Annotated in this window: 29 protein-coding genes; 12 read left to right on the forward strand and 17 right to left on the reverse strand. The window is 71.9% G+C overall.

The window, feature by feature from the left end; translation table 11 throughout:
• Nucleotides 1-221: 221 nt before the first annotated feature.
• Nucleotides 222-488 (reverse strand): hypothetical protein, encoded by a 267-nt coding sequence (locus ACFPLC_RS34285; RefSeq protein WP_378191211.1) that lies wholly within the window; start codon nt 486-488, stop codon nt 222-224.
• Between the two features lie 238 nt (nt 489-726).
• On the opposite strand from ACFPLC_RS34285, the gene ACFPLC_RS34290 reads away from it, so the two are divergent.
• Complete coding sequence (locus ACFPLC_RS34290; protein WP_378191209.1) at nt 727-3078, forward strand: alpha-L-fucosidase; 2352 nt, start codon at nt 727-729, stop codon at nt 3076-3078.
• Between the two features lie 24 nt (nt 3079-3102).
• On the opposite strand, the gene ACFPLC_RS34295 is transcribed toward ACFPLC_RS34290, so the two are convergent.
• Genes ACFPLC_RS34295 through ACFPLC_RS34305 form a run of 3 tightly spaced genes read right to left on the reverse strand, consistent with a single transcriptional unit; the run spans nt 3103 to nt 7166 of the window.
• On the reverse strand, nt 3103-4287 hold the full coding sequence (locus ACFPLC_RS34295; RefSeq protein ID WP_378191206.1) for a 4-hydroxybenzoate 3-monooxygenase: 1185 nt from the start codon (nt 4285-4287) through the stop codon (nt 3103-3105).
• Nucleotides 4288-4320: 33 nt separating this feature from the next.
• Nucleotides 4321-5814, reverse strand: coding sequence for an ArnT family glycosyltransferase (locus ACFPLC_RS34300; protein ID WP_378236021.1), 1494 nt, complete (start codon nt 5812-5814; stop codon nt 4321-4323).
• A 23-nt stretch (nt 5815-5837) separates the two neighbouring features.
• Nucleotides 5838-7166, reverse strand: a complete 1329-nt coding sequence (locus tag ACFPLC_RS34305) for a type III PLP-dependent enzyme domain-containing protein (protein ID WP_378191201.1) — start codon at nt 7164-7166, stop codon at nt 5838-5840.
• Between the two features lie 81 nt (nt 7167-7247).
• Here ACFPLC_RS34305 and ACFPLC_RS34310 point away from each other — a divergent pair, with 81 nt between their 5' ends.
• Complete coding sequence (locus tag ACFPLC_RS34310; RefSeq protein ID WP_378191199.1) at nt 7248-8141, forward strand: LysR family transcriptional regulator; 894 nt, start codon at nt 7248-7250, stop codon at nt 8139-8141.
• A gap of 52 nt (nt 8142-8193) precedes the next feature.
• Here the strand turns inward: ACFPLC_RS34310 and ACFPLC_RS34315 are convergent, their stop codons facing one another.
• Both ACFPLC_RS34315 and ACFPLC_RS34320 read right to left on the reverse strand, forming a co-directional pair.
• Nucleotides 8194-8748 carry a hypothetical protein gene (locus ACFPLC_RS34315; protein WP_378191197.1) on the reverse strand — a complete coding sequence of 185 codons (555 nt, stop codon included), beginning with the start codon at nt 8746-8748 and terminating at the stop codon, nt 8194-8196.
• Nucleotides 8749-8759: 11 nt separating this feature from the next.
• On the reverse strand, nt 8760-10049 hold the full coding sequence (locus ACFPLC_RS34320; protein WP_378191195.1) for an NAD(P)/FAD-dependent oxidoreductase: 1290 nt from the start codon (nt 10047-10049) through the stop codon (nt 8760-8762).
• Between the two features lie 170 nt (nt 10050-10219).
• On the opposite strand from ACFPLC_RS34320, the gene ACFPLC_RS34325 reads away from it, so the two are divergent.
• Complete coding sequence (locus ACFPLC_RS34325) at nt 10220-10588, forward strand: STAS domain-containing protein (RefSeq protein ID WP_378191192.1); 369 nt, start codon at nt 10220-10222, stop codon at nt 10586-10588.
• Nucleotides 10589-10643: 55 nt separating this feature from the next.
• On the opposite strand, the gene ACFPLC_RS34330 is transcribed toward ACFPLC_RS34325, so the two are convergent.
• Genes ACFPLC_RS34330 through ACFPLC_RS34340 form a run of 3 tightly spaced genes read right to left on the reverse strand, consistent with a single transcriptional unit; the run spans nt 10644 to nt 11622 of the window.
• Entirely contained in the window at nt 10644-10910 is a 267-nt protein-coding gene (locus ACFPLC_RS34330) for a DUF4235 domain-containing protein (protein WP_378191190.1), read from the reverse strand.
• Nucleotides 10907-11212 carry a DUF3618 domain-containing protein gene (locus tag ACFPLC_RS34335; protein ID WP_378191188.1) on the reverse strand — a complete coding sequence of 102 codons (306 nt, stop codon included), beginning with the start codon at nt 11210-11212 and terminating at the stop codon, nt 10907-10909. Before ACFPLC_RS34335 ends, ACFPLC_RS34330 begins: the two co-directional genes overlap by 4 nt.
• A complete protein-coding gene (locus ACFPLC_RS34340; RefSeq protein WP_378191186.1) occupies nt 11209-11622 on the reverse strand; it encodes a phage holin family protein in 414 nt (137 codons plus the stop codon). The genes ACFPLC_RS34335 and ACFPLC_RS34340 overlap by 4 nt, the downstream gene beginning before the upstream one ends.
• A gap of 118 nt (nt 11623-11740) precedes the next feature.
• Here ACFPLC_RS34340 and ACFPLC_RS34345 point away from each other — a divergent pair, with 118 nt between their 5' ends.
• Together ACFPLC_RS34345 and ACFPLC_RS34350 are read left to right on the forward strand one after the other, a co-directional pair.
• On the forward strand, nt 11741-12202 hold the full coding sequence (locus ACFPLC_RS34345; RefSeq protein ID WP_378191184.1) for an SRPBCC family protein: 462 nt from the start codon (nt 11741-11743) through the stop codon (nt 12200-12202).
• Nucleotides 12203-12364: 162 nt separating this feature from the next.
• The gene (locus ACFPLC_RS34350; RefSeq protein WP_378191182.1) at nt 12365-12832 is read left to right on the forward strand and encodes a hypothetical protein; all 468 of its coding nucleotides are present in this window, start codon (nt 12365-12367) and stop codon (nt 12830-12832) included.
• 53 nt (nt 12833-12885) lie between these two features.
• Here ACFPLC_RS34350 and ACFPLC_RS34355 read toward each other — a convergent pair whose 3' ends face one another.
• Both ACFPLC_RS34355 and ACFPLC_RS34360 read right to left on the reverse strand, forming a co-directional pair.
• Nucleotides 12886-13686 carry a GAF and ANTAR domain-containing protein gene (locus ACFPLC_RS34355; RefSeq protein WP_378191180.1) on the reverse strand — a complete coding sequence of 267 codons (801 nt, stop codon included), beginning with the start codon at nt 13684-13686 and terminating at the stop codon, nt 12886-12888.
• A 41-nt stretch (nt 13687-13727) separates the two neighbouring features.
• Nucleotides 13728-14249, reverse strand: a complete 522-nt coding sequence (locus ACFPLC_RS34360; RefSeq protein WP_378191177.1) for a hemerythrin domain-containing protein — start codon at nt 14247-14249, stop codon at nt 13728-13730.
• Nucleotides 14250-14374: 125 nt separating this feature from the next.
• On the opposite strand from ACFPLC_RS34360, the gene ACFPLC_RS34365 reads away from it, so the two are divergent.
• Complete coding sequence (locus ACFPLC_RS34365) at nt 14375-15892, forward strand: CYTH and CHAD domain-containing protein (RefSeq protein WP_378191174.1); 1518 nt, start codon at nt 14375-14377, stop codon at nt 15890-15892.
• A 153-nt stretch (nt 15893-16045) separates the two neighbouring features.
• On the opposite strand, the gene ACFPLC_RS34370 is transcribed toward ACFPLC_RS34365, so the two are convergent.
• The 3 genes from ACFPLC_RS34370 to ACFPLC_RS34380 form a co-directional block, all read right to left on the reverse strand.
• Nucleotides 16046-16837: a SigB/SigF/SigG family RNA polymerase sigma factor gene (locus ACFPLC_RS34370; protein WP_378191172.1), complete on the reverse strand. Its 792-nt coding sequence runs from the start codon at nt 16835-16837 to the stop codon at nt 16046-16048.
• The gene (locus ACFPLC_RS34375; protein WP_086844481.1) at nt 16834-17283 is read right to left on the reverse strand and encodes an ATP-binding protein; all 450 of its coding nucleotides are present in this window, start codon (nt 17281-17283) and stop codon (nt 16834-16836) included. The genes ACFPLC_RS34370 and ACFPLC_RS34375 overlap by 4 nt, the downstream gene beginning before the upstream one ends.
• A 62-nt stretch (nt 17284-17345) precedes the next feature.
• Complete coding sequence (locus ACFPLC_RS34380) at nt 17346-17675, reverse strand: plasmid stabilization protein (RefSeq protein ID WP_378191169.1); 330 nt, start codon at nt 17673-17675, stop codon at nt 17346-17348.
• 138 nt (nt 17676-17813) lie between these two features.
• On the opposite strand from ACFPLC_RS34380, the gene ACFPLC_RS34385 reads away from it, so the two are divergent.
• A complete protein-coding gene (locus ACFPLC_RS34385) occupies nt 17814-18779 on the forward strand; it encodes an LLM class F420-dependent oxidoreductase (protein WP_378191167.1) in 966 nt (321 codons plus the stop codon).
• 13 nt (nt 18780-18792) lie between these two features.
• Here the strand turns inward: ACFPLC_RS34385 and ACFPLC_RS34390 are convergent, their stop codons facing one another.
• Complete coding sequence (locus ACFPLC_RS34390) at nt 18793-19158, reverse strand: STAS domain-containing protein (RefSeq protein ID WP_378191165.1); 366 nt, start codon at nt 19156-19158, stop codon at nt 18793-18795.
• Between the two features lie 295 nt (nt 19159-19453).
• On the opposite strand from ACFPLC_RS34390, the gene ACFPLC_RS34395 reads away from it, so the two are divergent.
• Nucleotides 19454-20185: an ANTAR domain-containing response regulator gene (locus tag ACFPLC_RS34395; RefSeq protein ID WP_378191163.1), complete on the forward strand. Its 732-nt coding sequence runs from the start codon at nt 19454-19456 to the stop codon at nt 20183-20185.
• 87 nt (nt 20186-20272) lie between these two features.
• Here the strand turns inward: ACFPLC_RS34395 and ACFPLC_RS34400 are convergent, their stop codons facing one another.
• Nucleotides 20273-20485 carry a hypothetical protein gene (locus tag ACFPLC_RS34400; protein ID WP_378191161.1) on the reverse strand — a complete coding sequence of 71 codons (213 nt, stop codon included), beginning with the start codon at nt 20483-20485 and terminating at the stop codon, nt 20273-20275.
• Nucleotides 20486-20653: 168 nt separating this feature from the next.
• Here ACFPLC_RS34400 and ACFPLC_RS34405 point away from each other — a divergent pair, with 168 nt between their 5' ends.
• The 4 genes from ACFPLC_RS34405 to ligD (ACFPLC_RS34420) are packed head-to-tail and all read left to right on the forward strand — an operon-like array spanning nt 20654 to nt 23617.
• Nucleotides 20654-20851, forward strand: a complete 198-nt coding sequence (locus ACFPLC_RS34405; RefSeq protein ID WP_191314479.1) for a hypothetical protein — start codon at nt 20654-20656, stop codon at nt 20849-20851.
• 17 nt (nt 20852-20868) lie between these two features.
• On the forward strand, nt 20869-21816 hold the full coding sequence (gene ku, locus ACFPLC_RS34410) for a non-homologous end joining protein Ku (protein ID WP_191314480.1): 948 nt from the start codon (nt 20869-20871) through the stop codon (nt 21814-21816).
• The gene (gene ligD, locus ACFPLC_RS34415) at nt 21813-22757 is read left to right on the forward strand and encodes a non-homologous end-joining DNA ligase (protein ID WP_378191159.1); all 945 of its coding nucleotides are present in this window, start codon (nt 21813-21815) and stop codon (nt 22755-22757) included. The genes ku and ligD (ACFPLC_RS34415) overlap by 4 nt, the downstream gene beginning before the upstream one ends.
• Entirely contained in the window at nt 22754-23617 is an 864-nt protein-coding gene (ligD, locus tag ACFPLC_RS34420; RefSeq protein ID WP_378191157.1) for a non-homologous end-joining DNA ligase, read from the forward strand. Before ligD (ACFPLC_RS34415) ends, ligD (ACFPLC_RS34420) begins: the two co-directional genes overlap by 4 nt.
• Here the strand turns inward: ligD (ACFPLC_RS34420) and ACFPLC_RS34425 are convergent.
• Nucleotides 23610-24242, reverse strand: a complete 633-nt coding sequence (locus ACFPLC_RS34425; RefSeq protein WP_191314483.1) for a UdgX family uracil-DNA binding protein — start codon at nt 24240-24242, stop codon at nt 23610-23612. The two genes, ligD (ACFPLC_RS34420) and ACFPLC_RS34425, sit on opposite strands and share 8 nt — an antisense overlap.
• Nucleotides 24243-24308 lie beyond the last annotated feature (66 nt).

Below are 24308 nucleotides of genomic sequence, written 5' to 3' on the forward strand. Positions count from 1 at the left end.
TCGCCGGGGTACCCGGTCCCGATCGGGCGGAGGCTGGCCCGGATCGTTGCGTCGTGGTGACCCCGGAGGGCGTGTGCGAGACGCCCTCACCCCAAGCACGTCCGCCGGCCCGCACCGGTTCAGCCCGGCCCCAGCTTTCTCACCCCTCTTTCGCACGGGAGCCCTCGTGAGTGGTAAGGCGGGTTCTAACCCGCCTTACCACTCACGAGGGCTTCGGGGGATCAGGCTGCGGCGGCGGGGAAACCGGTCAGGGCGCGGTGGCCCGCGTCGGTCAGTTCGGCGGGTGCCCACTGGCCGGGGGCGACGAGCCGGGTGGCTCTGACCAGCCCGGCGCGGGCGAGGTCGTGGGCGGTGCTTTGGTCGCAGCACGGCAGCCCGTCCACGCGGAGGTCGGGTTCGCAGCTGCAGCGGAGCTCGGCGCGCCCGTCGGCGATCGCCTTGAGCATGGCGATCGCGCGGCGGCTCAGCGCGTTCGGGTCGGTGGACATCGGTCTGGCCTTTCGTGCGGCTGGGTTCCGGGGGCGAGGGCTGCAGCTCGTCACTTAGGGATACGCGGCGAACACGAGCCCGGTTCAGCACGATCACGCCGGTTGGCCCCTTGACACAGCCGTAGGTCACCAAGCAGGCTCATTCATCGGATGAATCAGTTCCGCCAGCGACAGGTGCGTCTTCTGTGGGCGAGCTTTGTCGTAAATCCGCCGTAGTCATCCGATCCCTGGAGGTTCAGTGCCGACCTTCCCCCGCCGTCAAGCCCTCGGCATCGCGCTGGGAGGTGCCGTCGCGCTCGGCGTGGCCGGCCACACCCCGGCCGGAGCCGCCGGCCCGGTCGACGCCGCCCCCGACCGCCCGGAAACCCCGATCGTCCCGCCCCCGCCGCCCGTCCCGGTCGCCCTCGACGCCTGGTTCACCAACGATGGCATCGACAGCGCCTCGGCCCCCGGCGGCGACTTCGACGGCTCCGGTTACACCTTCCCGGCCGAGCACGTCCCCGCCGGGCAGACGGTCACCGCCGGCGGTGTCCCGTTCCGGCTCGGGTCCGCGGCCGCGGGCGCGAAGAACAACATCGCCGCCACCGGGCAGCGGATCGATCTGCCGAAGGGCCGCTACTTCGTCGCCTACTTCCTGGTCGCGGCCAGCTACGGCGCGGCGGGCGGCCCGGCGACCGTGCACTACGCCGACGGCAGCACGAGCACCGGTTCCCTCTCCGGCCCCGACTGGTACACCGGCAGCGGGGCGCTCGTCTCGCCGTTCCGCTACGCACCCGGCGGGGTCGTCGACAACAACCCGGTTTCGCTGGCCACCGGTCAGGTCTGGATCGACCCGGCGCGCGAAGCCGTCGCGCTGACCCTGCCGACCACGGCGGACCCGGCCCCGAACGTCTCCAGCCTGCACGTCTTCGCCCTCACCCTCCAGCCGGTCGCCGTGGGCCGCTCGGCGCTGGTCCTGGACGGCCGCTCGACGGCCAACCTGCTGGCCGACGGCGGCCCGCAGGCCGCCGAAGCGACCATCGTCAACGCCGGGACCGTGTGGCTCGGCGCGGGCGACCGGGTGAGCGTCACCGTCGACGTCCCCGGCGGCCGGACCACCGCGCCCGCGGCCATCCGCGCGCTGGCGCCGGGGGAGCAGGCGACGGTCCGGCTCGGCCTGGCCCCGAACGCCTCCGTGCCGCCCGGGACCGCGACGAACGGCCAGATCCGCGTCACCGCCGGCCGCGGCACCCTCGCCACCCGGCAGGTGCCGATCACCCTCGGGATCCCGGACTTCCGGCCGACCGACGCTTCGCTCTCGACGCACCGCGCGCCCTACTGGTTCGACGACGCCAAGTTCGGCATCTTCATCCACTGGGGCGTGTACGCCGTGCCCGCGTGGGCGCCGGTGGGGCAGCAGTACGCGGAGTGGTACTGGCAGAACCAGCAGGACCCGAACGGCGCGACCTACGCCTACCACCGGCAGAAGTACGGCGAGAACTTCGCCTACGACGACTTCATCCCGCAGTTCACCGCGGCGAGGTTCGACCCGCGCGGCTGGCTGAACCTGATCGCGGACGCGGGCGCGGAGTACTACGTCCTGACTTCGAAGCACCACGACGGCTTCGCGTTGTGGGACACCAGGGTCAGCGACCGCAACTCGGTCAAGCTAGGGCCGAAGCGCAACATCGTCGCCGAACTGTTCGCGGCGTCGCGGAAGTACACCCCGCAGCTGCGCAACGGCCTGTACTTCTCGCTGCCGGAATGGTTCAACCCGGACAACCCGTGGATGGGCCACGCGCCGCGCAACCCCTACACCGGCGCGCCGCTGCCCTACACCGGCTACACCGCGGGCAAGGACTTCGTCCGCGACTACCAGGCACCGCAGGTGCTGGAGCTGATCTCGGAGTTCGACCCCGACGTCCTGTGGTTCGACATCGGCGGCGTCAACGACAGCCGGGCCGTGCTCACCGAGTACTTCAACCGCGCGAAGAACCGGAAGCGCCCCAAGGACGTCACCTGCAACGACCGCGGCGGCATCCCGGACCACGACTTCACGACGCCGGAGTACACGACGTACCCGAACACCGTCGTGGCGAAGTGGGAAGCCAGCCGCGGCCTCGACCCGTTCTCCTACGGCTACAACCGCGCGACGCCCGACGAGAAGTACATGACCGCGGAGGAGGTCGTCCGGACGCTCGTCGACATCGTCTCCAAGAACGGCAACTTCCTGCTCGACATCGGCCCGGACTTCGACGGCACGATCCCGGACGTCATGCAGAAGCACCTGCGCGACGTGGGCGCGTGGCTGAAGGTCAACGGCGAAGCCATCTACGGCACCACGTACTGGTCGCGGCTGGCCCAGCTCGGCGACCTGCGGTTCACGGTCAAGCAGAACGAGGCGTTCTACGTGCACTCGCTGACCGCGCCGGGCAGCCGCGTGGTGGTCGACGCGCCGGTGCCGATCCGCGCCGGCGACCGGGTGACCCTGCTCGGGTACCCCGGCTCGCTGCACTGGACGGTCGAGAACGGCTCGCTGGTGATCGACGTCCCGGCCGCGGCTCGGCGGGCGGGCCGCTACACCTGGGTGTTCAAGATCGCCTGGAGCTGACCGGCGGCCCATCCGGGCCGGGCCTCAGAAGTCGGCGTTCTTGCCGATGTACAGCTCCGCGAACGCCGCCGCGGCCGCGGGCGAACCGAGCAAGCGGCGCATCCGGGCTTCGGCGATGCGCGCCGCGAACGGGTTCTCGCCCGCGGCCGCGGTGTGGTGGAAGATGTCCGACAGCCACAGCGAAAACTCCTGGTACTGCCACACCAGCGGCAGGCACGCCGCCGAGTAGCCGGCCAGCGGCGCCGGGTCGCCCGTGTAGTACGCCTGGAACGCGTCGGTCAGCAGGAACGCGTCGTGCAGGGCGAGGTTCATGCCCTTCGCCGCGATCGGGGCGACCAGGTGCGCCGACTCGCCCGCGAGGTGCAGCCGGCCGTGGGACATCGGCTCGACGACGTAGTTGTGCATGTCGAGGACCCGCTTTTCGAACAGCCTGCCTTCGATGATCTCGCCGCCGGGCACGGTGAGGCGCGCGTGCAGTTCCCGCCACACGCGCTCGTCGGGCCAGTCCGCCTCGGTCTCGCCCGGTGCGGTTTGCAGGTAGAACCGCGTCACCTCCGGGGTGCGCGCCATGTGCGCGGCGAACCCGCGCGGGTGGATGCCGAACAGCACGCCGTCGGCCGACGGCGGTGCCTCCGCGAGCAGGGCCAGCCAGCCGATTCCGTAGTCGTGGTGGGCTTTCACCGTCGATTCCGCCGGCAGGTACCCCTGGCAGACGCCGCGGGCGCCGTCGCAGCCGGCGACGAAGTCGCAGTCGATCCGGTGCTCCTCGCCGCCGGCCCGGAACGTGACGGCGGGGGAGTCCGACGTCAGGTCGTGGAGTTCGACGTCCGAGACCTCGAAGACCGCCTCGCCGCCGGACCCGGTGTACTGGCCGACCAGATCGGTCACCAGAAGTTGTTGCGGGTAGACGAAATGCCGCTGCCCGGTGACGTCGCCGTAGCGGAAGACGTGCCGCCGCCCGGCGAACCGGAACTCGAACTTCTCGTGCTGCGGCGCCTTCGCGACGAGCTGTTCGCCGAGTCCCCGCCGCTCGAGCCCGCGGACCGCCCACTCCTCGATGAACCCGGCCCGCGGCCGTTGTTCGATGAACGCCCGGCTCTGCGCCTCCAGCAGCACGCACGCGATCCCCGCGCGCCGCAGGAGGTTCGCCACCGTGAGTCCGGCCGGGCCCGCCCCCACCACGGCCACCGCCGTGCGCCTCGCCGCCATGAGCCCGAGGGTAGCGCGAACCGGACGAACCGTTCAGTAGTAACGCCGCAGCTGGGGCCAGGCTTCGGACCACGGCCGCGTCAGCGAGCACAGCGAGAGCACGACGCCGTTCTCGTCGTTGTCGACACCTTCGGCGTTGTGGTGCTTGGCGACCGCGCGGCACCCGGTGATCAGCCGGGCCGCGGGCGTGCCCGGCTGGATCCGCCCGACGAGCAGCACCGGGCCGACCAGCCGGTCCGGCGGCGGACCCCAGTCCGCGTACGACATGTGCGGCGAGTACGGCTGCGGCAGGCCGAGCTCGGGACCGTACCGCTCGATGGCCCCCGCTTCGCCGTAGTTGCCGGCGAGGATCACCGCGGTGTCCCGCTCGCTGTCCGGGATCCGCTGCCACGCACCCGCGACGGTGCCGGCGAACCCTGGCCAGCCGACCTGCTCGCCCGGCTCCTTGTTCATCGCCAGCAGCGGGCCGTTCAGCGCCGTCGCCGGCACGACCGGCAGCCCGACGAGGACGGACACCGCCACGCACACCGCGGCGGCCGCGCCGGTGAGCGCCCGCCGGACCGTCCCACCCCGGCCCAGCCACCGGAGCGCCGGCTCCGCGCCCAGTGCCACCAGCGGCAGCAGCAGCGGCACCGAGTAGTACGGCTTCCCGCCGAGGGCCAGGAGTTCGACGCAGACGACCGGATACGCCACGGCCAGCGCCCGCGCCCAGCGCAGGCCGGGGTCGCGCCACGGCCGCACCAGCCCGGCGATCCACACCGGCACCAGGACCGGCGAGAGGAGGAGCAGCTGCATCGGCACGAACAGGAGGCGGTTCTCCGCGCCGTCGTCCTCGCTGATCCCGCCGGCCACGGTGAGCATCGGCCAGCCGTGCGCCGCCTGCCAGAGCACCACCGGAGCGGCCAGGACGGCGGCGATCCCGACGCCGGCCGCGAGCCACCAGGTCCGCAGCACCCGGCGCGGCCCGGCCACGGCCACGCCGATGCCGAGCCCGGACAGCAGGAGCAGGACGAGCCACTTGTTCGCCAGGCCGAGCCCGGCGGCGACGCCGACGGCGAGCCACCAGCGGCCGTCGCCGGTGCGCAGCAGCCGCAGGCCGAAGAGCGCGATCAGCGACCACAGCAGCACGTCCGCGGAGTTGGTCGCCAGCATGTGCGAGACGACCAGGACGTAGGACGACAACGCGGTCGCGAGCGCGGTGAACAGCTGGACACCGCGGCCGCCGCCGAACTCGCGGGCGATCAGCGCGACGACCACGACCGTCGCCATGCCGAGCAGGGTCGCGACCACCCGCAGGCCGCTGGGTGTTTCCCCGAACACCGCCGTCGACGCGCGGGCGAGCCACGGCGTGATCGGCGGGTTGTCGACGTACCCCCAGTCCGGCCGACGGCCCGCGGCGACGAAGTACAGCTCGTCGCGGTGGAAGCCGTAGCGGCCGGACAACGCCGTCAGCACGACGGCTTGCCCGGCAACGACAATCCCGACCGGTAGCGCGGCGAACCGCGGCAGCTCTCGACCATCCCCCATGGCGGGGGATCGTACGCGGCCGATCAGGCCGCCGGGAGCGCTCCGAGAAATTCGCCGCCCGCGTCGGCGACCAGTTCGGCCAGGGTCTGGGCGCGGCGCAGCGGGACGAACTCGACGTCACCGCGCGGCGACACGGTGAAGCCGTGCACCGCCGGGCGCGGCAGCGTGTTGTACGCGTAGTGCGCGCCGAAGTAGTACGCGCCGGTGTCGTGCGCGACGACGAGGTCGCCCGGTTCCAGCAGCGGCAGCGGCCGTTCGCGGGCGAGGAGGTCGCCGGCGAAGCACAGGGGACCGGCGATGTCCTGCGGCACCTCGGGTCCGGTCTTCGGCGCGCCGGTGGCGTCGAACGCGCCGATCCGCAGCGGCCAGTGCTCCGGCTGGAGCACCGTGCGCGCCGCCACCTGGCCACCCGCGTGCGTGACGGCGATGGGCCGCCCGCCCGCGACCTTCGTGTACTCCACCGTGCTGACGAGGAAGCCGCTCTTGGCCAGCAGGGACCGGCCGAACTCGGTGACGAGCGCGTAGCGCCCTTCGGCCAAGGCGGGGACGCGGGACAGGAGCGTCGCTACATAGTCGGCGAAGCCGGGACCGGGCTCGTCGGAGGCGAAGTCCACCGGCAGCCCGCCGCCGATATCGAGGCTGGTCACCTGCCGGTACCCGGCTTCGGCGTTGATCTCCTCGGCAAGTTCGTGCATCGCGGCGACCCCGTCGGCCATCAGCTCCGGCGGGCAGCCCTGCGAGCCGACGTGGACGTGCAGCCGGGTCAGCCACGGCCGTCGCGCGAAGGCTTCGCGCAGCAGGGCGCGGTTTCCGTTGTCCCGCAACGGGATGCCGAACTTCGACGCCGCCGTGGCGGTGCTCGTGTCACCGATCCGGCCGGCCCCGACCTGCGGGTTGATCCGCAGGCCCAGCACCGACCGCGGCGGTGTCCCGCCGACCAGCGCGTCGAGCCGGGCGAGCTCCTGGAAGTTGTCGGCGTTGACCGCGGTGCCTTCGGCGAGGGCGTGCGCGAGCTCCGCGGTCGTCTTGGCGGGGGAGTCGAGCACCAGCCGCGGGCCGCGCAGACCGGCGGCCTCCGCGACCGCCGTCTCACCCGGGCTCGCGACCTCGGCGTCGATCCCGAGGTCGCCGAGGAAGCGCAGGAGCGGCGCGAGGCCGCACGCCTTGGCGGCGACCGTGTGCTGGACGCGCCCGAGCGGGGCGAACGCCTTCGTGAGGTCTTCCACGGCCTCGCGGACGGTGGCGAGGTCGACGAACCCGGCCATCGGGGCGGCGAGCCGCCGGTCCGCCGCGGCGGCCAGTGCGAGCAGCTTGCGGTCGGTGCGGGTCAGGGGCGCGCTGGTCGTGGTCACGGCTCCAGGACAGCAGCGGGCCGGGCGGCGAGTCCAAGACTTCGTCCCGATGAGGTGATAGGAACGCCTTATAATCGCTGGGTGGACCTGCGCCGATGGCACTACTTCGCCGTGCTCGCCGAGGAGATGCACTTCACCAAGGCGGCCGCCCGGCTGTTCGTGTCCCAGCCGTCGCTGAGCCAGCAGATCCGTGCCTTCGAGGCGGACCTCGGGGTCGCGCTGCTCGACCGCACGGGGCCGCGCTTCACGCTGACCGAGGCCGGCCGCGTGGCCGCTGTCGAGGCGCGTGACCTGCTCGACCGGCTGGACCGGGCCCGCGGCGCGATCACCGCGGCCGGCCGGGGCGACGCCGGTCGCCTGCGGATCGCCTACACGCGGTCGGCGCCGGGCCCGCTGGCCGGCGACCTGGTCGCGGCCTACCGCGAGCGGTACCCGGACGTCGAACTCGCCCTCGAGACGGGCTGGACGAGCCTGAACCTGGCCCGGCTGGCGGCGGGCGAGATCGACGTCGGCTTCGTGCGGCCCCCGGTCACCGCCCCGGACGTCGAGGTCGCCGTGGTCGGGTCGGAGGAGGTCCTGCTCGTGGTGCCGTCGGGCCACGCGCTCGCGCGGCGCCGGGGCCGGGTGCGGCGGGCGGCGATCGCCGCCGAGCCGGTGGTGTTCTGGCCGCGCGAGAACGGCCCCGGCCAGTACGACGCGATCAGCGGCCAGGTCTGGCCGGGCGGCCTGCCGCCGATCGTCCGCGAGGAACCGGAGGACGAGCAGCTGATGCGCGCGGTGGCCGAAGGCGCGGGTCTCGCGGCGGTCCCGGAACACCGGGCCCGCGCCCTGCGGCGCCGCGGCGTGGTCCTGCGCAGGCTCGAAGACCCGCCCCCGAGGATCGACCTGGGCCTGGCCTGGCGGGCCGGCTCGGCGTCCCCGGTGGTGCGGGCCTTCGTGGACCTCGCCTCGAGCCGACCGCCGGGTAGTGAGTGAAAAACAGTGTTCTAACCCTCTTTTTCACTCACGACCCGGGTGCGGGAGGGGGCTAGTCCAGGCCGAGGGCCGAGCGCACCGCGGTGACCACGTCCGGGTGGCCGAGCGGCAGCGGCGGGGGCACCCGGTCGTCCGGGTCTTCGCTGCTCGAGGCCACGACCCGCACCTCCGTGCCCGCCTCGCGCAGCTTGGCCACCACGTCGTCGTGCTCGGCCAGCCAGGCGTCGTTGGCCGCCGAGGCGTCGCCGGAGGCGAGGAACGCGTCCGAGGCCGGGTCGACCAGCAGCAGGTGCTTCGCCGCGCCCGGGTGGCGCTCGACCAGCTGCAGTGCCTCCGCCGCGAACGGACCGCTCGCCACCACGGCGATCTCCGGATCGCCGGGACCGGCGTCGCCGACGAGGTCGTCGGCTTCGGTCAGGGCACCGCCGGCGGGCACCCGGCACCAGAACACGGCACGTTTCTCCGTCAGCGGTCGCCAGGTCGCCGGCAGCTCGTCGTGTTTCGCGGCGCCCGCCGGGTCGAGGACGATCACCTTGGGGCCCGACGGGTCCCCGGCGGTCACCACGGACGGGCCTTCGGAGCGGACGGGGTCGGGTTCGGCGGACATGCGCGTTCCTTTCAGCGACGGGGGAGTTCCGGGCTGTCCGTGTCGAGCGGCACGGCGCCGGAGCGGACGAGTCCCAATTGGACGGTCTGGCGGCCGGTCAGCGCCTCCAGGACCCAGTCGGCGGCCGTGCGCACGCGGTTGCCCGGCATCGCCATCAGGTGGTAGCCGCGGGTGACCGCCTTGGCCGGCCGCCCGGACAGCGGGATGTGGAGCGGGTTCGCCGCGGCGGCACCGGCCCCGAGGTCGACGACGAAGCCGAGGTCGTGGTGCCGGTAGTTGCCGCGGCGGCCGTACCCGAGCGACGCGGCCACGTTGCGCCCGGCGAGCCTGCCCTGCCGCTCGGCGTGCTGCGCGGTCATCGCGGTGTACTGGCCGGGGCGGGTGAGGTCGGGCACCGCGGCCGCGTCGCCGCAGGCGAACACGTCGTCGCGGCCCGGCACGTTCAGCTGCTCGGTGACCACGAGCCTGCCCTTGGCCGTCTCGAGCCCGAGGCCGGCCACCAGCGGGTCCGGCCGCACGCCGACGCACCACACGAGGGTGCGGGTCGGCACGGCGTCGCCGTCGGTCAGTGTGACGCCCTTGGCGTCGGCGTGGTCGACCGAGGTCTTCATCAGCACCTCGACGCCCCGGGCGCGCAGCACCTCGTCGGCCGTCCGGCCGAGCCGCCCGTCGAGCTCCGGCAGCACCCGCTCGGCGACGTCGAGCAGCAGCCAGCGGATCTTCTGCCCGGCCAGCTCGGGGTGACGCGCGGCGAGCGCCGCGGTGAACGCGGGCCCCTGCGCGGCGACCTCGGTCCCGGTGTAGCCGGCGCCGACCACCACGAACGTGCAGCGGGCGTCGCGTTCGGCGGGGTCGTCGGCCGCGGCGGCCAGTTCGATCTGCCGCGTGATGTGGTCGCGCAGGTACAGCGCTTCCGGCACGCCGCGGAACCCGTGGGCGTATTCCGGGACACCGGGGATCGGCAACAGCTTGTTGACGCTGCCCGCGGCCAGCACCAGCCGGTCGTACCCGATCCGGTGCTCGTTGTCCTCGGGGTCGGTGTAGGTGACGTGTCGGGAATCGAAGTCCACGCCGGTCGCCACGCCGAGAACCAGGCGCACTCCGCGCAGCGTTTCCGGGAGGGAAACCGCGACCCGCCGCGGGTCCAGGATCCCGGCCGCCACTTCGGGCAGCAACGGCAGGTAGAGGAAGTAATCCGTGGGGTTCAGCACGACGACTTCGACGTCTTCGCCGGCTTCCTTCCGCAGGCTTTTCGCCGCGTGGTATCCGGCGAAACCACCGCCGACGATCACGACACGCATGGATCTCCTTCCGGGACGCCGATCTCCGTCCCGAACGGATTACCCGAGGTCGGAGCGGGGAAACCCGCGGGGTTGACCTCCCGGCACAGGGGCGTACGGTCAGTGGTGTTGGCTGTTGTTCAGACACGTGCTCCGGTCAGCGCCCCTGCACCGCTGAGAAAGGGAGCGCCATGTACGACTGTTTCCGCACGATCTACGAACCGTCCGGCCTCACCGTCACCACGACCGAACGACCGGGCGGGATCACCGTGCTCACCCTGGTCGGCGACATCGACGCCGCCACCGTCGGCACGTTCGACGAAGCCCTCGCCACCGGCGGGCGGCTGGTCGTCGACCTCACCCGGGTCGCCTTCCTGAGCTGCGCCGGGGTCCGGTCGCTGCTGCAGGCGAACGCCCGCACCGAGCTCGTCGTCGTGCTCGGCGGCCACGCGGTCACCCGTTCGCTGGAAGCCACCGGCGCCGACGTGGTGCTGAAAACCCACCCGGGTGTCGGGCCCGCACTCGTCGGCCTGGCCGCCGAGCCGGGCCGGGAGGTGTGACCGCGTCGCGGCCACCCCTCCCGCCGTCCACAGTGGACCACGACCCGGGGTGCGGTCAGTCGTCGCCCGGCCAGTCGCCGGTCGCCTTGCGGTAACCGACGGCGCCGGCGCGTTCGGTGGCGGCCTTGACGGCACCGAAGATCGCCCCCTGCACCGCCGCCGCGATGACCACCTGACGCCAGGTGTAGTCGCGGTCGGTGGCGTCGGGGGCGTCGTCCTCGCCCGCCACGCGGCTCCACACCTGCTTGAACACCTGACCGGCCAGGATGCCGCCCAGGGCACCCACCAGCCAGCTCAGCGGCTTGTAGAGCGTCTTGTTCACGAGTTCCTCCGGCGCAGGATCAGGCGGATCAGGATCAGCAGGCCCAGCACGCCGGCGAAGACCGGCACCGGGTTGGCCCGGACGGCGTCGGCGCCCTGGCGGAACTTGGCCGCGGTCGGCTCGTTCGTCACGTCGGCGACCTTCGCGGTCGCCTGGTCGAGTTTCTCGTCGACGTTCTCCTTGACCCTGGCCTTCACGTCGAGCTTCTGCCCGAGCGCGGCCAGGGTTTCGGTGAGCTCTTCCCGGGTGGTGTCCCGGTCGAGCCGCGCCTCCTCGGCGTTCTTCGGGAAGTCCCCGCTCATGACCGCACTCCCTGCTTCACGGTGTCCACGTCTTCGCGGACGCCGCTGATCGCCTCTTCGGGCACCGGCGGCACCCCCTGCGTCACTTCCTTCTTGCCGACCAGCGCCGCGATCCCGGCGACGACGAACAGCGCGACCGCGACGATCACCGCGGCCAGCCAGCCGGGCATGGCCAGCGCGAGCGCCAGCACCGCGGCCGCGACCAGCGTGCCGGCGCCGAGGAACGCGAACAGCCCCGCCGCGCCGAACAACCCGGCGCCGAGTCCCATCTTCTTGCCCTTGCGCTGCAGTTCGAAGACCGCGAGCCGCATCTCGTCCCGGACGAGCCGCTTGACCTCGTCGGTCAGGTCCGTCACCAGCTCGCCGACCGAACGGTCGGAAGCCGGTTTCTTGTTCACCTCTTCGATCACCGAACACCTCCTTGCCTGGCCGCCGTGTACCCGCCGCGGGTGGCGGTCAATCGCGCCGGGTTTGACGGCCACTGCACCGGGTAGCCGATTTGCACCGACCATCGACGAGGAGGAGTGCATGAGCACGATCACCGAAATCGTGGACGTGGAAGTCCCCGTTTCGACCGCGTACAACCAGTGGACGCAGTTCGAGGAATTCCCGAAGTTCATGGAAGGCGTCGAAGAAATCCGCCAGGTGGACGCCACCCACACCCACTGGGTGACGCGGTTCGGTGGCGTGACGCGCGAATTCGACGCGACGATCACCGAGCAGCACCCCGACGAGCGGGTCGCCTGGACCTCGGACTCCGGGCCGGACCACGCCGGGGTCATCACCTTCCACCGGCTGGACGACTCGCGGACCCGGGTGACCGCGCAGATGGACATCGACCCGGAGGGCTTCGCCGAGAACGTCGCCGACAAGCTCGGCGTGCTCGACCGCCGGGTGAAGGGCGACCTCAAGCGGTTCAAGGAGTTCATCGAGCAGCGCGGCCGGGAGACCGGCGGCTGGCGCGGTGACGTGGATCGCCCGGGGCAGTAACCCACGGGTCACCCGTACGGGATGAGTGATCGCGGCGGGGCGGGGAACACCCGCCCCGCCGCGTTTTCGCGTCCGGGCACCTCCACCGCGTGACGGGGGCGTTTCCCTGCGCGACCTGCCGGGTATCCCCCTGGCAAGGTCCCCCAGGAAGGAGCGTCCGGCATGACCACGAACGCGTACCTGTCGTTCCTCGCGATCGGCGTTGCGCTGGTCCTGATAGACGGGCAGATCATCTACCGCAGCGGCCGCCGTTACCTGGAGAACTCCTACGGCGATCCGGCGGCGGGCGCCTCGATGACCCGCCTGGTCACGGTGCTGTTCCACCTCGCGACGCTGGGGGTGCTGGCGCTCATCTCGACCATCGACATGGGCGGCAGCGACCTGCCCGGCGTGGTCGGGCGGATCGGCGTCCTGCTGCTGATCCTCGCCCTGGCCCACGCGATCACCCTCGGTGTGCTGGCCCGCATCCGCGGTGAGCAGGAGGTCGAGGCGGTCGTGCAGCGCGGTCCCCGGCCGCGGGTGGAGGCGGAGCAGCAGGGCACCACGGTCACCCCGGTGCCGGGCCAGGACGGCCGCTACCCGGCCGCCAGCCCGTCGCTGGAGAACCGGTCCCCGTACACGGCCCCGTAACGGCAGCACACCGGAAGCGCCACTTTCATGGGGAAAGTGGCGCTTCCGGCGTGTCAGGCCTCGGAAGCCGGCAGGTCGATTTCGGTGTGCCGGGAGGCGAGCGTCCTGGCCAGATCGGCGAGCTTGACGTTGAGGTCCTGGGACGCGCGGCGCAGCACGTCGAAGGCCTCTTCGGCGCTGATGCCGCGGCGCTGCATCAGGATGCCTTTCGCCTGGCCGATGACGTCGCGGCTGTCCACCGCCCGGCGCAGGTGCGCCGACTCCAGCTGAGCCGCGGCCACGGCCTGGGTCTGGGCCAGCGCCAGCGACGCGTGGGTCGCCAGCAGCAACGCGACGTCGACCGCCTGTGCGTCGAACGCGCCCGGCGTGCGCGAGTAGATGTTGAGCGCGCCGGACAGCCGGGGCGGCCGTGAGTCCGGGAGCAGGGCGGTGGCCAGCACCGAGTGGTAGCCGTGGCGAGCGGCGGCCGGCCCGAACACCGGCCAGCGCGGGTCCCGCCCCAGGTCCTGCGACCAGCCGACGGCCGGGCCGTCGGGGCGGGCCGATTCCACGCAGGGGCCTTCGCCGTGGTCGTACTGCACCTGGTCGAGACGTTCGGCGACCGGGTCGGTTTCGACCGGGGTGTGGAAGGTGCCGTCGGCGTCGCGCAGCGTGACGCTGACCAGGTCGGCGTCCGGGATCAGCGCGGCCGTCGCCCCGACGACGAGCTTGAGCACCCCGCCGACGGTCGGCGCCACGTCGAGCAGGGTCCGCGTGAGCTCGGCGAACTGCCGCGACAGCGGGCCCGGTGCCGGCGCACCGTCCTGCCCGAACCAGGCCCGGTCCCGGGCCCACTCCTCTTCGCCGACGCTCATGCTGCTCGCTGTCCTTCCGGATCGGTGGCCGAGAGGCCCATTCAACCCGATGCGGAAGCGCCCAGGGCGGCACGGGCCCGGTCGACGAATCCCGGTCCCGGCCACAGCTGGTCGGCCTGCGGCACCCGGTCGGCGAGGTCGGGGTGCGGCAGCGTCGCCGCCGCCTCCCGGACTTCGAGGACCTCTCTGCCCAGCTCGGCCTGCTCCTCGGCCGAGCGGGTGCGCCGGATCTCGCGCACGGCCGCGGGTCCCTCCTCGCGGACGTGCCGCCGGACGGCGCGGATCAGCCCGCCCAGCAGGCGTTCGAACCGCGTCTCCTGCGGTCCCGCGCCCTCGAGCTGCCGCATCAGGCGGTCCGCCTCGGCGAGGTCGCCGTCGCCGTCGAGGTAGGGCTCTTCGGCGACGGAGTGCCGGACCAGCTCCGCGATGAGGTGATCGGCGAGGTCCTTGCGGTTCTCCGGGCTGCCCTGGCCGAGCTCGAGCTCGGTGCAGAGCCGGTCGAGTTCGCGGTGGTCGCCGGTGAGGACGGTCGTCAGGTCGGTTGCGGGCTGGTTGCCGTTCATGCACTCTCCTGGTCCGGGTTCGTGTTCGCAGAAGGGGATACCCGCTGGCCGGGCGCCGAATCCCGTGTCGGCCGCGCGCCGCCGGGGTATCCATCAGGTGAACCGGACCCCAGGGAGGACGAACCATGGCTGCGCCGTCCGCGGTGACCGAGCGCGAACGCAAGTACGAGATCGTCGCGGGCAGCGGCGTGCCCCGCCTGATCGGCGTCGGCGGCGTCGAAACCCAGGACGATCCGGTGGAGCACGTCCTGGACGCGTCTTACTACGACACCGAGACGTTCCGCCTGGCCCGCAGCGGCATCACGCTGCGGCGGCGCGTCGGCGGCCCGGACGCCGGCTGGCACCTGAAGCTCCCGGTGTCGGCCGACGAACGGCAGGAACTGCAGCTGCCGCTGGCCGGCGACCCGCACAAGGTGCCCGGCAGGCTCCGGCGCCTGGTGCGGGCGTACACGCTGGGGGAGAAGCTGGTGCCGATCGCGCACCTGCGCACCGACCGCTTCGCCCACCGGCTGGCGGGCCCGGACGGCCGCACCATCGCGATCCTCACCGACGACCACGTGACCGGCGAAGCGGGCGGCGCGACCGCCCGGCTCGACGAGTGGCGGGAGCTGGAACTCGAGCTGGACCCCTCGGCCGAGCCGGGACTGCTCGAGGAGTTCGACCGCGCGCTGACCGACGCCGGCGCGTCTCCGTCGCCGTGGCCGTCGAAACTGCGCCGCCTCATCGGCGACCGCGTCCCGGCCGCGCCCCGGCTCGGCAAGAAGCCGTCCGCAGGCGACGTCGTGCTGACGGCCCTGCACGAGCACTACGGCCGGTTGCGCCGGGCGGACGTCGGGGTGCGGCTGGATGCCGACGACGCGGTGCACCAGATGCGGGTCGCGATCCGGAAGCTGCGGAGCACTCTGCGCACTTTCGGGTCGGTGGTCGACAAGGAAGCAACTGCGTCGCTGGCGGGCGAGCTCCAGTGGCTCGGGCGTCAGCTGTCGCCGTTTCGGGACACCGAAGTCGCCGAGGAGCGGCTCGGGGAACAGCTCGACGACTTGCCTTCGGAACTGGTTTTCGGGCCGTTGCGGCAGTTCCTCACCCGGCACTTCGCGCGTGAGGCCGAGGAAGGGCGGACTCGGGCGCTGGCCGCGTTGACCGGGAAGCGGTACCTGGCGCTGGTGCGCGCGCTGGACCGTTTGCTCGAGGAACCGCCGCTGACCGCTGCGGGGCGGAAGTCCGCGAAGGCCGGTCTGCGGAAGCCGCTGCGGAAGGTGGCCAAGAAGCTGGCTCGTGCTGAGGCGGCTTCGCGGGGGCTGGACGGGGAGGAGCTGGGGACGGCTTTGCATGACGTCCGGAAGAAGGCGAAGCGGGCTCGGTATGCCGCTGATGCTGTTAAGCCGGTGTACGGCAAAAAGCTGCGGACGTGGCGGAAGAATGTGAAAGCGGTTCAGGTGACCTTGGGGGAGCATCAGGACACCGTTGTGGGGCGGGAGATTCTGCGGCAGCTTGCCCTTTCCGGGCATGGGGAGGGGCAGAACACCTTCACCTTTGGATTGCTTTATGGGCGGGATGGGGAGCGGGCCGGGAAGCTGCGGGAGAGGTTTGGGCGGGAGTGGCGGGTGCTGCGGAAGGGGGATCGGCCCGGGTGGCTGGGGTGAGGTTTTGAGCCCCTGACGGGCTAGTCCTGCCGGATTTCCCCCGCCGGCCCGAACGCCGGATTGTTCAACGGCCGTATCGGGTCGGCAGGGGGTGTGGCCGAAGTGGGCGGGGATGGGGCGGTTGCGGCGTGGCCGACCTGCGAGCGAGGCGGCTCAGACCTCGCCGGTGAGTTTGCCGCGCAGCTGCTCCAGGGTCTGCGACAGCAACCTCGACACGTGCATCTGGGAAATGCCCACGCGGTCGGCGATCTGGGTCTGGGTCAAGCCGCCGAAGAAGCGCATTACCAGGATGGCCCGCTCGCGCTTGGGGAGTTCCTGCAGCAGTGGCTGGAGGGCCTCGTGGTTCTCCACCATGGCCATCTCGTGGTCCGGCTCGCCCATGGTGTCCGCCAGGGACAGCGCCTCGGCGTCGTCGTGGACCGGCTTGTCCACCGAGAGGGCCTGGTACGCGTTGCCCGCCAAGAGACCTTCGCGCACCTCCTCGACGTCGAGGTTCAGGTGCTCCGCCAGCTCGGTCGGGGTCGGGGCGCGGCCCAGGCGCTGGGAGAGCACCGCCGACCCCTGGCTCAGGGACAGGTGCAGCTCCTTGAGCCGGCGGGGGACGCGGACCGACCAGCCCGTGTCGCGGAAGTGGCGGCGGACCTCGCCCATGATGGTCGGCACCGCGAAGGACAGGAAGTCGTGGCCCCGGGTGGGGTCGAACCGGTCGACCGCGTTGATCAGGCCGATCCGCGCCACCTGGACCAGGTCCTCGCGGGGCTCGCCGCGGCCGGAGAAGCGGGTGGCGATGTGCTCGGCCAGGGGGAGCAGCTCGGTGACGAGTTTGCCCCGGACGACCTCCCGCCGCGGGTCGCCGGCGTCGAGGGTGCCCAGCTCCTCGAACAGCGGCTCGCAGTGGGCATATTCGTCCGGGCGGTGGAGGAGGGTTTTCCGCTCGGCGCTCACGCGCTCGTTCCCGGGTTGAGCACCAGTTCGATCGTGACGATGCCCGCACCCCCACCGGGCAGCGCATCGCAGTGGGCCGTCACCGACCGGCTAAGGGTGGTCAGGACGTGCCAGCCGAACGTGCGGTCGCTTGGCGGCCGAGGGTCACTCGACCGGGTCGAAACGATGACATGGAGGCCGTCGGGGGCCAGGCGGAAGCGGCACTGCAGCTGCGAGCCGAGCTCGGCCAGCTGGACCAGCTGCGCGCACGCCTCGTCGACCGCCATCTTGGCGTCGGCGATGGCGTCCAAACCGAAGTCCGCGCGCGAGACCACGCCGTGCGTGAGCATCCGGACCAGCGGGATCTGCTCCGCCATCGCGGGGAGCCGCAGCTCGACGAGTTCGTCGAGCAGCTCGTCGACGGTCGGCTTGCCACCGAACGAGCTGTCGCTTCGAGTTTCTTCCATACGCGAGGTACTACCCATCCGGTGTAATGCTGACACTTCGTGATCAGGGATTTCGGGTATCGTCACCGGCCCAGCGCCCGTTCGAGTTCCTTCTTGGTCATCTTGGAGCGGCCTTCGATGTTCTTCTTCTTCGCTTCGTTGTAGAGCTGGTCCTTCGTGGGGCCGCCCGGGCCCTTCCGGTTGCCGGACCGCTCACCGCCGCGCTGCTGCGGCGACTTGCCCTTCAGCGACGTCTTGCTGGCCTGCCGGGACTCACCCGATTGGGCGCGGTTCTTGTTCACCGTCCGGGCCGCGATCTCCTTGGCCCGCTTCGTGCTCGCACCGCGGTCCTCGGCCGAGTCCTTGATGTGCTCGTACTGGCGTTCGCGCTTGCCGCTCCACGACTGAGGCATGCCCGCTCCCTTCGTCTCGCGGGGTGAGTACCCGCTTGATCGCCGGGTAAACGTCCCGGTCGTGGCGGTTACCGCGCCGGGCCTCCGGGTAAGCGGAGAGCCGTGACAACCGGGGCTTCGCCCCGAGAGGAGGGACCGATGCGGATCGGCTACACCCTGATGACCGAGCAGGCGGGCCCGAACGACCTGGTCCGGTTCGCCGCCGGTGCGGAACGGGCCGGCTTCGACTTCGAAGTCATGAGCGATCACTACTCGCCCTGGCTGGACGAACAGGGGCACGCGCCCTACGCCTGGGCCGTGCTGGGCGCGGTCAGCCAGGTGACCGAGCGTGCCGAGCTGATGACCTACGTGACCTGCCCGACCATGCGCTACCACCCGGCCGTGGTGGCGCAGAAGGCGGCGACCGTGCAGGCGCTCTCCGGCGGCCGGTTCACCCTCGGTCTCGGTGCCGGCGAGAACCTCAACGAGCACGTCATCGGCCGCGGCTGGCCGCCGGCCAACGTCCGGCACGAAATGCTCGCCGAGGCCGTGGACATCATCGGCAGCCTGTTCGGCGGCGGCTACGTCGACTACGAGGGCAAGCACTTCCGCGTCGACTCGGCGAAGCTGTGGGACCTGCCCGAGAAGCGGACCCCGATCGGGGTCGCGGTGTCCGGTTCGCAGTCGGTCCGGCGGTTCGCCCCGGTGGCGGACGTGATGATCGCGGTCGAGCCGAAGGTGGAGCTGTCCCAGGAGTGGGACGCGACGAAGCTGGGTGGCGCGCCGAGCCGCAAGGTCGGGCAGCTGCCCGTCTCGTGGGGCACCGACCGCGACGCCGCGGTGAAGCGCGCGCACGAGCAGTTCCGCTGGTTCGCCGGCGGCTGGAAGGTCAACGCCGAGCTCCCGGGGCCCGCCGGGTTCGCCGGGGCGACGCAGTTCGTCCGCGAGGACGACGTCGCCGGCTCGATCCCCTGCGGCCCGGACGTCGAACCGATCGCCGAGGCGGTGCAGGAGTTCGAGAAGGCGGGCTTCACCGACGTGGCGCTGGTCCAGATCGGCGGCGACCAGCAGGACGGCTTCCTCGACTTCGCCGAGAAGGAACTGCTCCCGGCCCTGCGGGGTTAGAGGGCACGCCGGGTCAGGCCGGCGCGGGGGCGGGCCGCTGGTCGGCCAGCGCCAGGCGCCGGTCGGCCCCGGTCACCTGCAGAGCCCGGCGGACCATCGGGTTCGTCCCGGTGACCACCAGCAGCTCGGTGCCCGCCTGGTCGGCCTGCAGGGCCGCGTGCAGCAGCACCCGGACGCCCGCCACGCCGAGGAAGTCCACTTCGGACAGGTCGACGACCAGCCGTTCCGGCGTCGCCCACAGGCGGTCGGAGAGCAGCGCGGCCAGATCGCCCGCCGTCGCGCTGTCGAGGTCGCCGCGCGCGGTCACCAGGACCGCGTGCGGAGCGGGCCACGCCGTACGCAGCCGGAGGTTGGGATGCCGAGGCCGAGGGAGGTTCATGCCGGTTCGCCACCGTTCGGGGGTGCGGCGCGGCCGCAGCGCCGCGCTCTGGAGAACGAAGCGGCTGCTGGTTGAACCGTGCTACCGAGCCTAACCCTGCGCCCACGGCTCGCAACCGTCGTTGCTCCGAACGGGCGTGCGCCGCGCCGCGGCGGTGACCGCTCGTGCCCGGCCTGATCGCGATGCAGTAATCTCGCGCTGGACCCGTTAAAGCGCTAGCGGCCCACTAGTGGCGCGCGCCCGGGTCCCCCCTGGTTGAGAGCGCCCTGTTCGAAGAAGGAGGGGCGTCACCAGGATGACGGGCGGCCATGAGCAGCTCACCGCGCGGCTGGACGAAGTCACGCTCGCGATGGAGTCGCTGACCGCGATGCTGGACAGCGAGCTCGACCTCGGCCAGATGCTCCAGGCGGTGTGCGATCACGTCGTGCAGGTGGTGCCGGGGGCCGACATGGCCAGCATCACGCTGGTGCGCGACGGGGTCCCGGAGACGGTGGCCAGCACCGACCAGCGGGCGGTGAACTTCGACCGCGAGCAGTACCGGATCGGGGACGGGCCCTGCCTGCGCGCCGCCGAGACGGGCCAGCCGGTCCGCGTGGGCGTCGGCGCGGTCGGCGACCTGTGGCCGCAGTTCGTCACGTCGGCCGCGCAGCTGGGCGTGGCCAGTTTCCTCGCCGCACCGCTGACGGTGGACGAGGACATGTCGGGCGCGGTGAACCTCTTCGGGTTCGGCGAGCACGGGTTCAGCGAGCTGGGCACCAAGATCCTCGAGCTGTACACGGCGACCGTGGTCTTCGGCCTGCGCAGCGCGCGACGCTACTTCGCGGCCCGCGAACTGGTCGACCAGCTCAACCGCGCGCTGGAGACCCGCGCGGTGATCGACCAGGCCAAGGGGATCCTGATGGCCGCGCACCGGATCACCGCGGAGGAAGCCTTCCAGCGCCTGGTGAAGCGTTCACAGGACGGCAACCGGAAGCTCCACGAGGTGGCGGCGGAGTTCGTGGCGGCGGTCGCGACGACCACCGCCTGACCCACCCGGCCCCGCACGCACGTCCCGTCGTGAGTGGTAAGGCGGGTTCTAACCCGCCTTACCACTCACGACCGGCCGCGGCAGGGGTCAGCCGGCTGGGACCTCGTCCGGCGGTGCCGCGGACTCGACCGGGGCCGGCTCCGGGCGCTGCTTGCCGCGCTGGCACGTCGTGCAGACCAGGGTGCGGCCCAGCACCGTGCCGTCGTCGGCGACGACCTGCGCCACGTGCATTGTCGGGAAGCCGCAGACCTCGCAGGGCAGTGAGCCGTCTTCGCGGCTGATGCGGATCTGGGTGCCCATGCGGCCTCCTGCTGTGACGTGGGTCTCACCACCTTGCCCGTCTCCGGGGCCGGGACCGGCCGAAGTCACTCGTTCGGCCTAGTCGTCGCGGATCTTCGGTGACGTCCGTGTCGCGTGCGGTGATCCTGGGTAATCCGCCCGCGCACGGGATTGCTGGAGGGAGCGAACATGCGAGATAAGCGCAACGATCTGCGGCCGGTGGCGGACCTCCTCGTCGACGGCGCCGACTCGCCGGAGCTGGAACGCACGCGCCGCAGGGCCGCACTGGCCGTCGCCGCGCGGGCCAAGGACCCCGAGGACTGCGCGCGGCTGCTGGACATGCTGGGGCTGCACCGGAGCGGTCAGCGCAGCAGCGACGTCGCCTGAGACCGGGGGAGGACGACATGGCCCGACCGGTGTGGAGCGGCGCGCTGAGCCTGGGGCTGGTCACCGTGCCGGTGGAGCTGTACCCGGCGGTGGCGGACCACACGATCCACTTCCACCAGTTCGAACGCGGGACGTCGGACCGGATCCGCAACCGGCGGGTCAACGAGCGGACCGGCGAAGAGGTCACCCAGGACGAGATCGTCAAGGGCTACGACCTCGGCGGCGGCGATCACGTGCTGGTCGAACCCGACGAACTGGACGAGATCGCGCCCGAGCGGTCGCGCCGGATCGACATCGAGCAGTTCGTCGAGCTCGACGAGATCGACCCGTGGTTCTTCGACAAGACGTATTGGCTCAAGCCGGCGAAGGAGGACTTCGCCAAGGCGTACGGCCTGCTGCTGCAGGCGATGGACCGCAGCGAGAAAGCCGGTGTCGCGAAATTCGTGCTGCGCGGCAAGGAATACCTCGCCGCCATCCGCGCCGGCGAGGACGTCATGGTGCTCAACACGCTGCACTTCGTCGCCGACCTGCGGAAGCCCAAGGACGTCATGGGCAAGCTGCCGGACCTGCCGAAGCCGCGGCCCAAGGAGCTCGACATGGCCCTCGCGCTGGTCGACGAGATGACCGCGCCGTGGAAGCCCGAGGAGTACCGCGACGAGTACTCGAAGCGCGTCGAAGAGCTGATCAAGGCGAAGGAAGCCGGCAAGGAGATCGCCCACGAGGAGGAGCCGGAGCCTTCGGCCGACGTGGTGGACCTGTTCGAGGCGCTGTCGCGGAGTGTCAAGAACCGCAAGGGCGGTGGCGGCGAGGAACCGAAGAAGAAGGCGGCGAAGAAGAAGGCGGCCAAGCCGGCGCTGTCCGAGCTGTCGAAGTCCGATTTGGACAAGCTGGCCCGCGAACAGGGCGTGAAGGGCCGGTCGAAGATGACGCGTGCCGAGCTCGAGAAGGCGCTGAAGGCGTCGTGACCGGGCCCGGCTGGCGCGAGCCGACCCTGGCCACGCTCACCGACCGCCGGTTCTCCGACGAGGACTGGATCTTCGAGCGCAAGCTGGACGGCGTCCGCGCGATCTGCGTGCGCGACGGCGGCACGCCGACGCTCTATTCGCGCAATCACAAGGTGATGGACAACGCCTACCCGGAGCTCGTCGAGGCCCTCGCGGATCAGGGTGGCCCGCGGTTCGTCGCCGACGGCGAGATCGTCGCCTTCGACGGCGCGAACACCAGCTTCGCCGCGCTGCAGCCCCGGATCCACATCAGCGACCCCGCGCGGGCCCGGGCGACCGGCGTGCGCGTCTACTACTACCTGTTCGACCTGCTGTACTTCGACGACCAGGACACGACCGGACTGCCCTTGCGGCAGCGGAAGGCGCTGCTGCGGGACGCGTTCGACTTCGCGGACCCGCTCCGGCTGTCGTCGCACCGCAACACCGAGGGCGAGAAGTTCTTCGAAGAAGCGTGCCGGCGCGGTTGGGAAGGCGTCATCGCGAAACGGGCGGACGCGCCGTACCACCACGGGCGGTCACCCGACTGGCTGAAGTTCAAGTGCGCGCAGGGCCAGGAACTCGTCATCGGCGGCTTCACCGACCCGCAGGGCGCCCGCCACGGCTTCGGCGCGCTCCTGCTCGGCTACCACGAAGACGGTGCCCTCAAGTACGCCGGCAAGGTCGGCACCGGGTTCGACGAGCGGCTGCTGACGTCGCTGCACGCACAGCTGCGGGAGCGGGAGACGACCCGCTCGCCGTTCGCCGGGCCGGTCAAGGAACCCGGTGCCCACTGGGTGCGCCCCGAGCTGGTGGCGCAGATCGGCTTCTCCGAGTGGACGCGGGACGGGCGGCTGCGGCACCCGCGGTTCGCCGGGCTGCGCGAGGACAAGAAGGCCGCCGACGTCGTACGGGAGCGCGCGTGAAGACTTCCCACCCGGACAAGGTGTTCTACCCCGAAGACGGGCTGACCAAGGGGGACGTCGTCGAGTACTACCGCGCCGTCGCGGACGTCATGCTGCCGCACCTGCGCGGCCGCCCGCTGACGCTGCGGCGCTTCCCCGACGGCATCGGGAAGCCCGGCTGGTTCCAGAAGCACCCGGGGGAGCACTTCCCGGACTCGATCCGCGTCGAGCGCGTTCCCCGGCGCGGTGGCGGCACCGACGAATACGTCGTGTGCGAGGACGCCGGGACGCTGGAGTACCTGGCGAACCAGGGGACGGTGGAGTTCCACGTCTGGTTGTCCACGGTCGCCGCGCCGGAGCGGCCGGACCGGCTGGTGCTGGACCTCGACCCGCCGGACGGCACCCCGGTGGCCGAGCTGCGTGCGGTGGCGCGGCGCATCCGCGACCACTACGAGCGGGTGGGGCTGACGGCGTTCGTCCAGGCCACCGGCGGCCGCGGGTTCCACGTCCTCGCGCCGCTGGACGCGAAGTCGGACACGGACGTGGTGCTGGAGCTCTCGCGTGCCCTCGCCGACCGGGTCGCCGCCGACGACCCGGATCGCCTGACCACCGCCCAGCGCAAGGAAAAGCGCGGCGACCGGATCTTCCTGGACGCCAACCGCAACTCCTACGCCCAGACGTTCGTGGCCCCGTACTCGCTGCGTGCCCGCCCGGGTGCGGCGGCCGCGACCCCGCTGGGCTGGCGCGAGCTGGGCAAGGCGGACCCGGACGGCTGGGCGCTGGGCAAGGAGAAGCAGAGGCTGGCCCGCAAAGAGGATCCCTGGCGCGAGCTGGACGAGCACGCGGGCTCGGCCGAAGCGGCGCTGAAGCAGCTCACTTGAGGAGCTTGCCCGCGGCTTTCAGGTCGGCGACGAAGCCCGCGTAGGCGTCGTCCCGGTCGGGAGCCCGCAGCACCGCCGAGGGGTGGACCGTCGCCACGGCCGACGGCACCAGCTCCGCCAGGTCCGCCGGCGGTTCCAGGGGCTCGCCCCGGTGGGCGGTCAACCGGAACTTCGGGCCCAGCAACGACTGCGCGGCCGTCGCACCCAGCAGCAGCACGAGTTCGGGGCGCACCGCGCGCAGTTCCGCCAGCAGCCACGGGCGGCACGCGACCACTTCGGTGCGGCCCGGTTTCTGGTGGATCCGGCGCTTTCCGCGTTCGTCACGCTTGAACTTGAAGTGCTTGACCGCGTTGGTGACGTACAGGGCCTGCCGGTCGAAGCCGGCTTCCTCGAAGGCGCGGTCCAGCAGCTTCCCGGCGGGTCCCACGAACGGCTCGCCCGCGAGGTCTTCCTTGTCGCCCGGCTGCTCGCCGACGACGAGAACCTTCGCCCCGGCCGAACCTTCGCCGAAGACCGTCTGCGTGGCGTCCTGGTACAGGTGGCACCCCTGGCAGCCGGACGCAGCCGACCGCAACCGGGTGAGGTCGGTGGTGTCCGGCGGCTCGGCACCGCGGGAATCCGGCATGCCCGGAGAAATTCCCCGGACGGGGGAGGGGTAAACGCGGCCGGCCCGGGTAGCCGGAACAACACC

It is taken from the genome of Amycolatopsis plumensis (assembly GCF_042652605.1).
Classification (GTDB): domain Bacteria; phylum Actinomycetota; class Actinomycetes; order Mycobacteriales; family Pseudonocardiaceae; genus Amycolatopsis; species Amycolatopsis plumensis.

What these genes read in the sequence shown, in the direction of transcription:
- ACFPLC_RS34285 (WP_378191211.1), bottom strand. Translation starts at nt 488, where the DNA reads ATGTCCACCGACCCGAACGCGCTGAGCCGCCGCGCGATCGCCATGCTC.
- ACFPLC_RS34295 (WP_378191206.1), bottom strand. Translation starts at nt 4,287, where the DNA reads ATGGCGGCGAGGCGCACGGCGGTGGCCGTGGTGGGGGCGGGCCCGGCC.
- ACFPLC_RS34300 (WP_378236021.1), bottom strand. Translation starts at nt 5,814, where the DNA reads ATGGGGGATGGTCGAGAGCTGCCGCGGTTCGCCGCGCTACCGGTCGGG.
- ACFPLC_RS34315 (WP_378191197.1), bottom strand. Translation starts at nt 8,748, where the DNA reads ATGTCCGCCGAACCCGACCCCGTCCGCTCCGAAGGCCCGTCCGTGGTG.
- ACFPLC_RS34320 (WP_378191195.1), bottom strand. Translation starts at nt 10,049, where the DNA reads ATGCGTGTCGTGATCGTCGGCGGTGGTTTCGCCGGATACCACGCGGCG.
- ACFPLC_RS34325 (WP_378191192.1), top strand. Translation starts at nt 10,220, where the DNA reads ATGTACGACTGTTTCCGCACGATCTACGAACCGTCCGGCCTCACCGTC.
- ACFPLC_RS34335 (WP_378191188.1), bottom strand. Translation starts at nt 11,212, where the DNA reads ATGAGCGGGGACTTCCCGAAGAACGCCGAGGAGGCGCGGCTCGACCGG.
- ACFPLC_RS34345 (WP_378191184.1), top strand. Translation starts at nt 11,741, where the DNA reads ATGAGCACGATCACCGAAATCGTGGACGTGGAAGTCCCCGTTTCGACC.
- ACFPLC_RS34350 (WP_378191182.1), top strand. Translation starts at nt 12,365, where the DNA reads ATGACCACGAACGCGTACCTGTCGTTCCTCGCGATCGGCGTTGCGCTG.
- ACFPLC_RS34355 (WP_378191180.1), bottom strand. Translation starts at nt 13,686, where the DNA reads ATGAGCGTCGGCGAAGAGGAGTGGGCCCGGGACCGGGCCTGGTTCGGG.
- ACFPLC_RS34360 (WP_378191177.1), bottom strand. Translation starts at nt 14,249, where the DNA reads ATGAACGGCAACCAGCCCGCAACCGACCTGACGACCGTCCTCACCGGC.
- ACFPLC_RS34365 (WP_378191174.1), top strand. Translation starts at nt 14,375, where the DNA reads ATGGCTGCGCCGTCCGCGGTGACCGAGCGCGAACGCAAGTACGAGATC.
- ACFPLC_RS34375 (WP_086844481.1), bottom strand. Translation starts at nt 17,283, where the DNA reads ATGGAAGAAACTCGAAGCGACAGCTCGTTCGGTGGCAAGCCGACCGTC.
- ACFPLC_RS34380 (WP_378191169.1), bottom strand. Translation starts at nt 17,675, where the DNA reads ATGCCTCAGTCGTGGAGCGGCAAGCGCGAACGCCAGTACGAGCACATC.
- ACFPLC_RS34385 (WP_378191167.1), top strand. Translation starts at nt 17,814, where the DNA reads ATGCGGATCGGCTACACCCTGATGACCGAGCAGGCGGGCCCGAACGAC.
- ACFPLC_RS34390 (WP_378191165.1), bottom strand. Translation starts at nt 19,158, where the DNA reads ATGAACCTCCCTCGGCCTCGGCATCCCAACCTCCGGCTGCGTACGGCG.
- ACFPLC_RS34395 (WP_378191163.1), top strand. Translation starts at nt 19,454, where the DNA reads ATGACGGGCGGCCATGAGCAGCTCACCGCGCGGCTGGACGAAGTCACG.
- ACFPLC_RS34400 (WP_378191161.1), bottom strand. Translation starts at nt 20,485, where the DNA reads ATGGGCACCCAGATCCGCATCAGCCGCGAAGACGGCTCACTGCCCTGC.
- ACFPLC_RS34405 (WP_191314479.1), top strand. Translation starts at nt 20,654, where the DNA reads ATGCGAGATAAGCGCAACGATCTGCGGCCGGTGGCGGACCTCCTCGTC.
- ku (WP_191314480.1), top strand. Translation starts at nt 20,869, where the DNA reads ATGGCCCGACCGGTGTGGAGCGGCGCGCTGAGCCTGGGGCTGGTCACC.
- ACFPLC_RS34425 (WP_191314483.1), bottom strand. Translation starts at nt 24,242, where the DNA reads ATGCCGGATTCCCGCGGTGCCGAGCCGCCGGACACCACCGACCTCACC.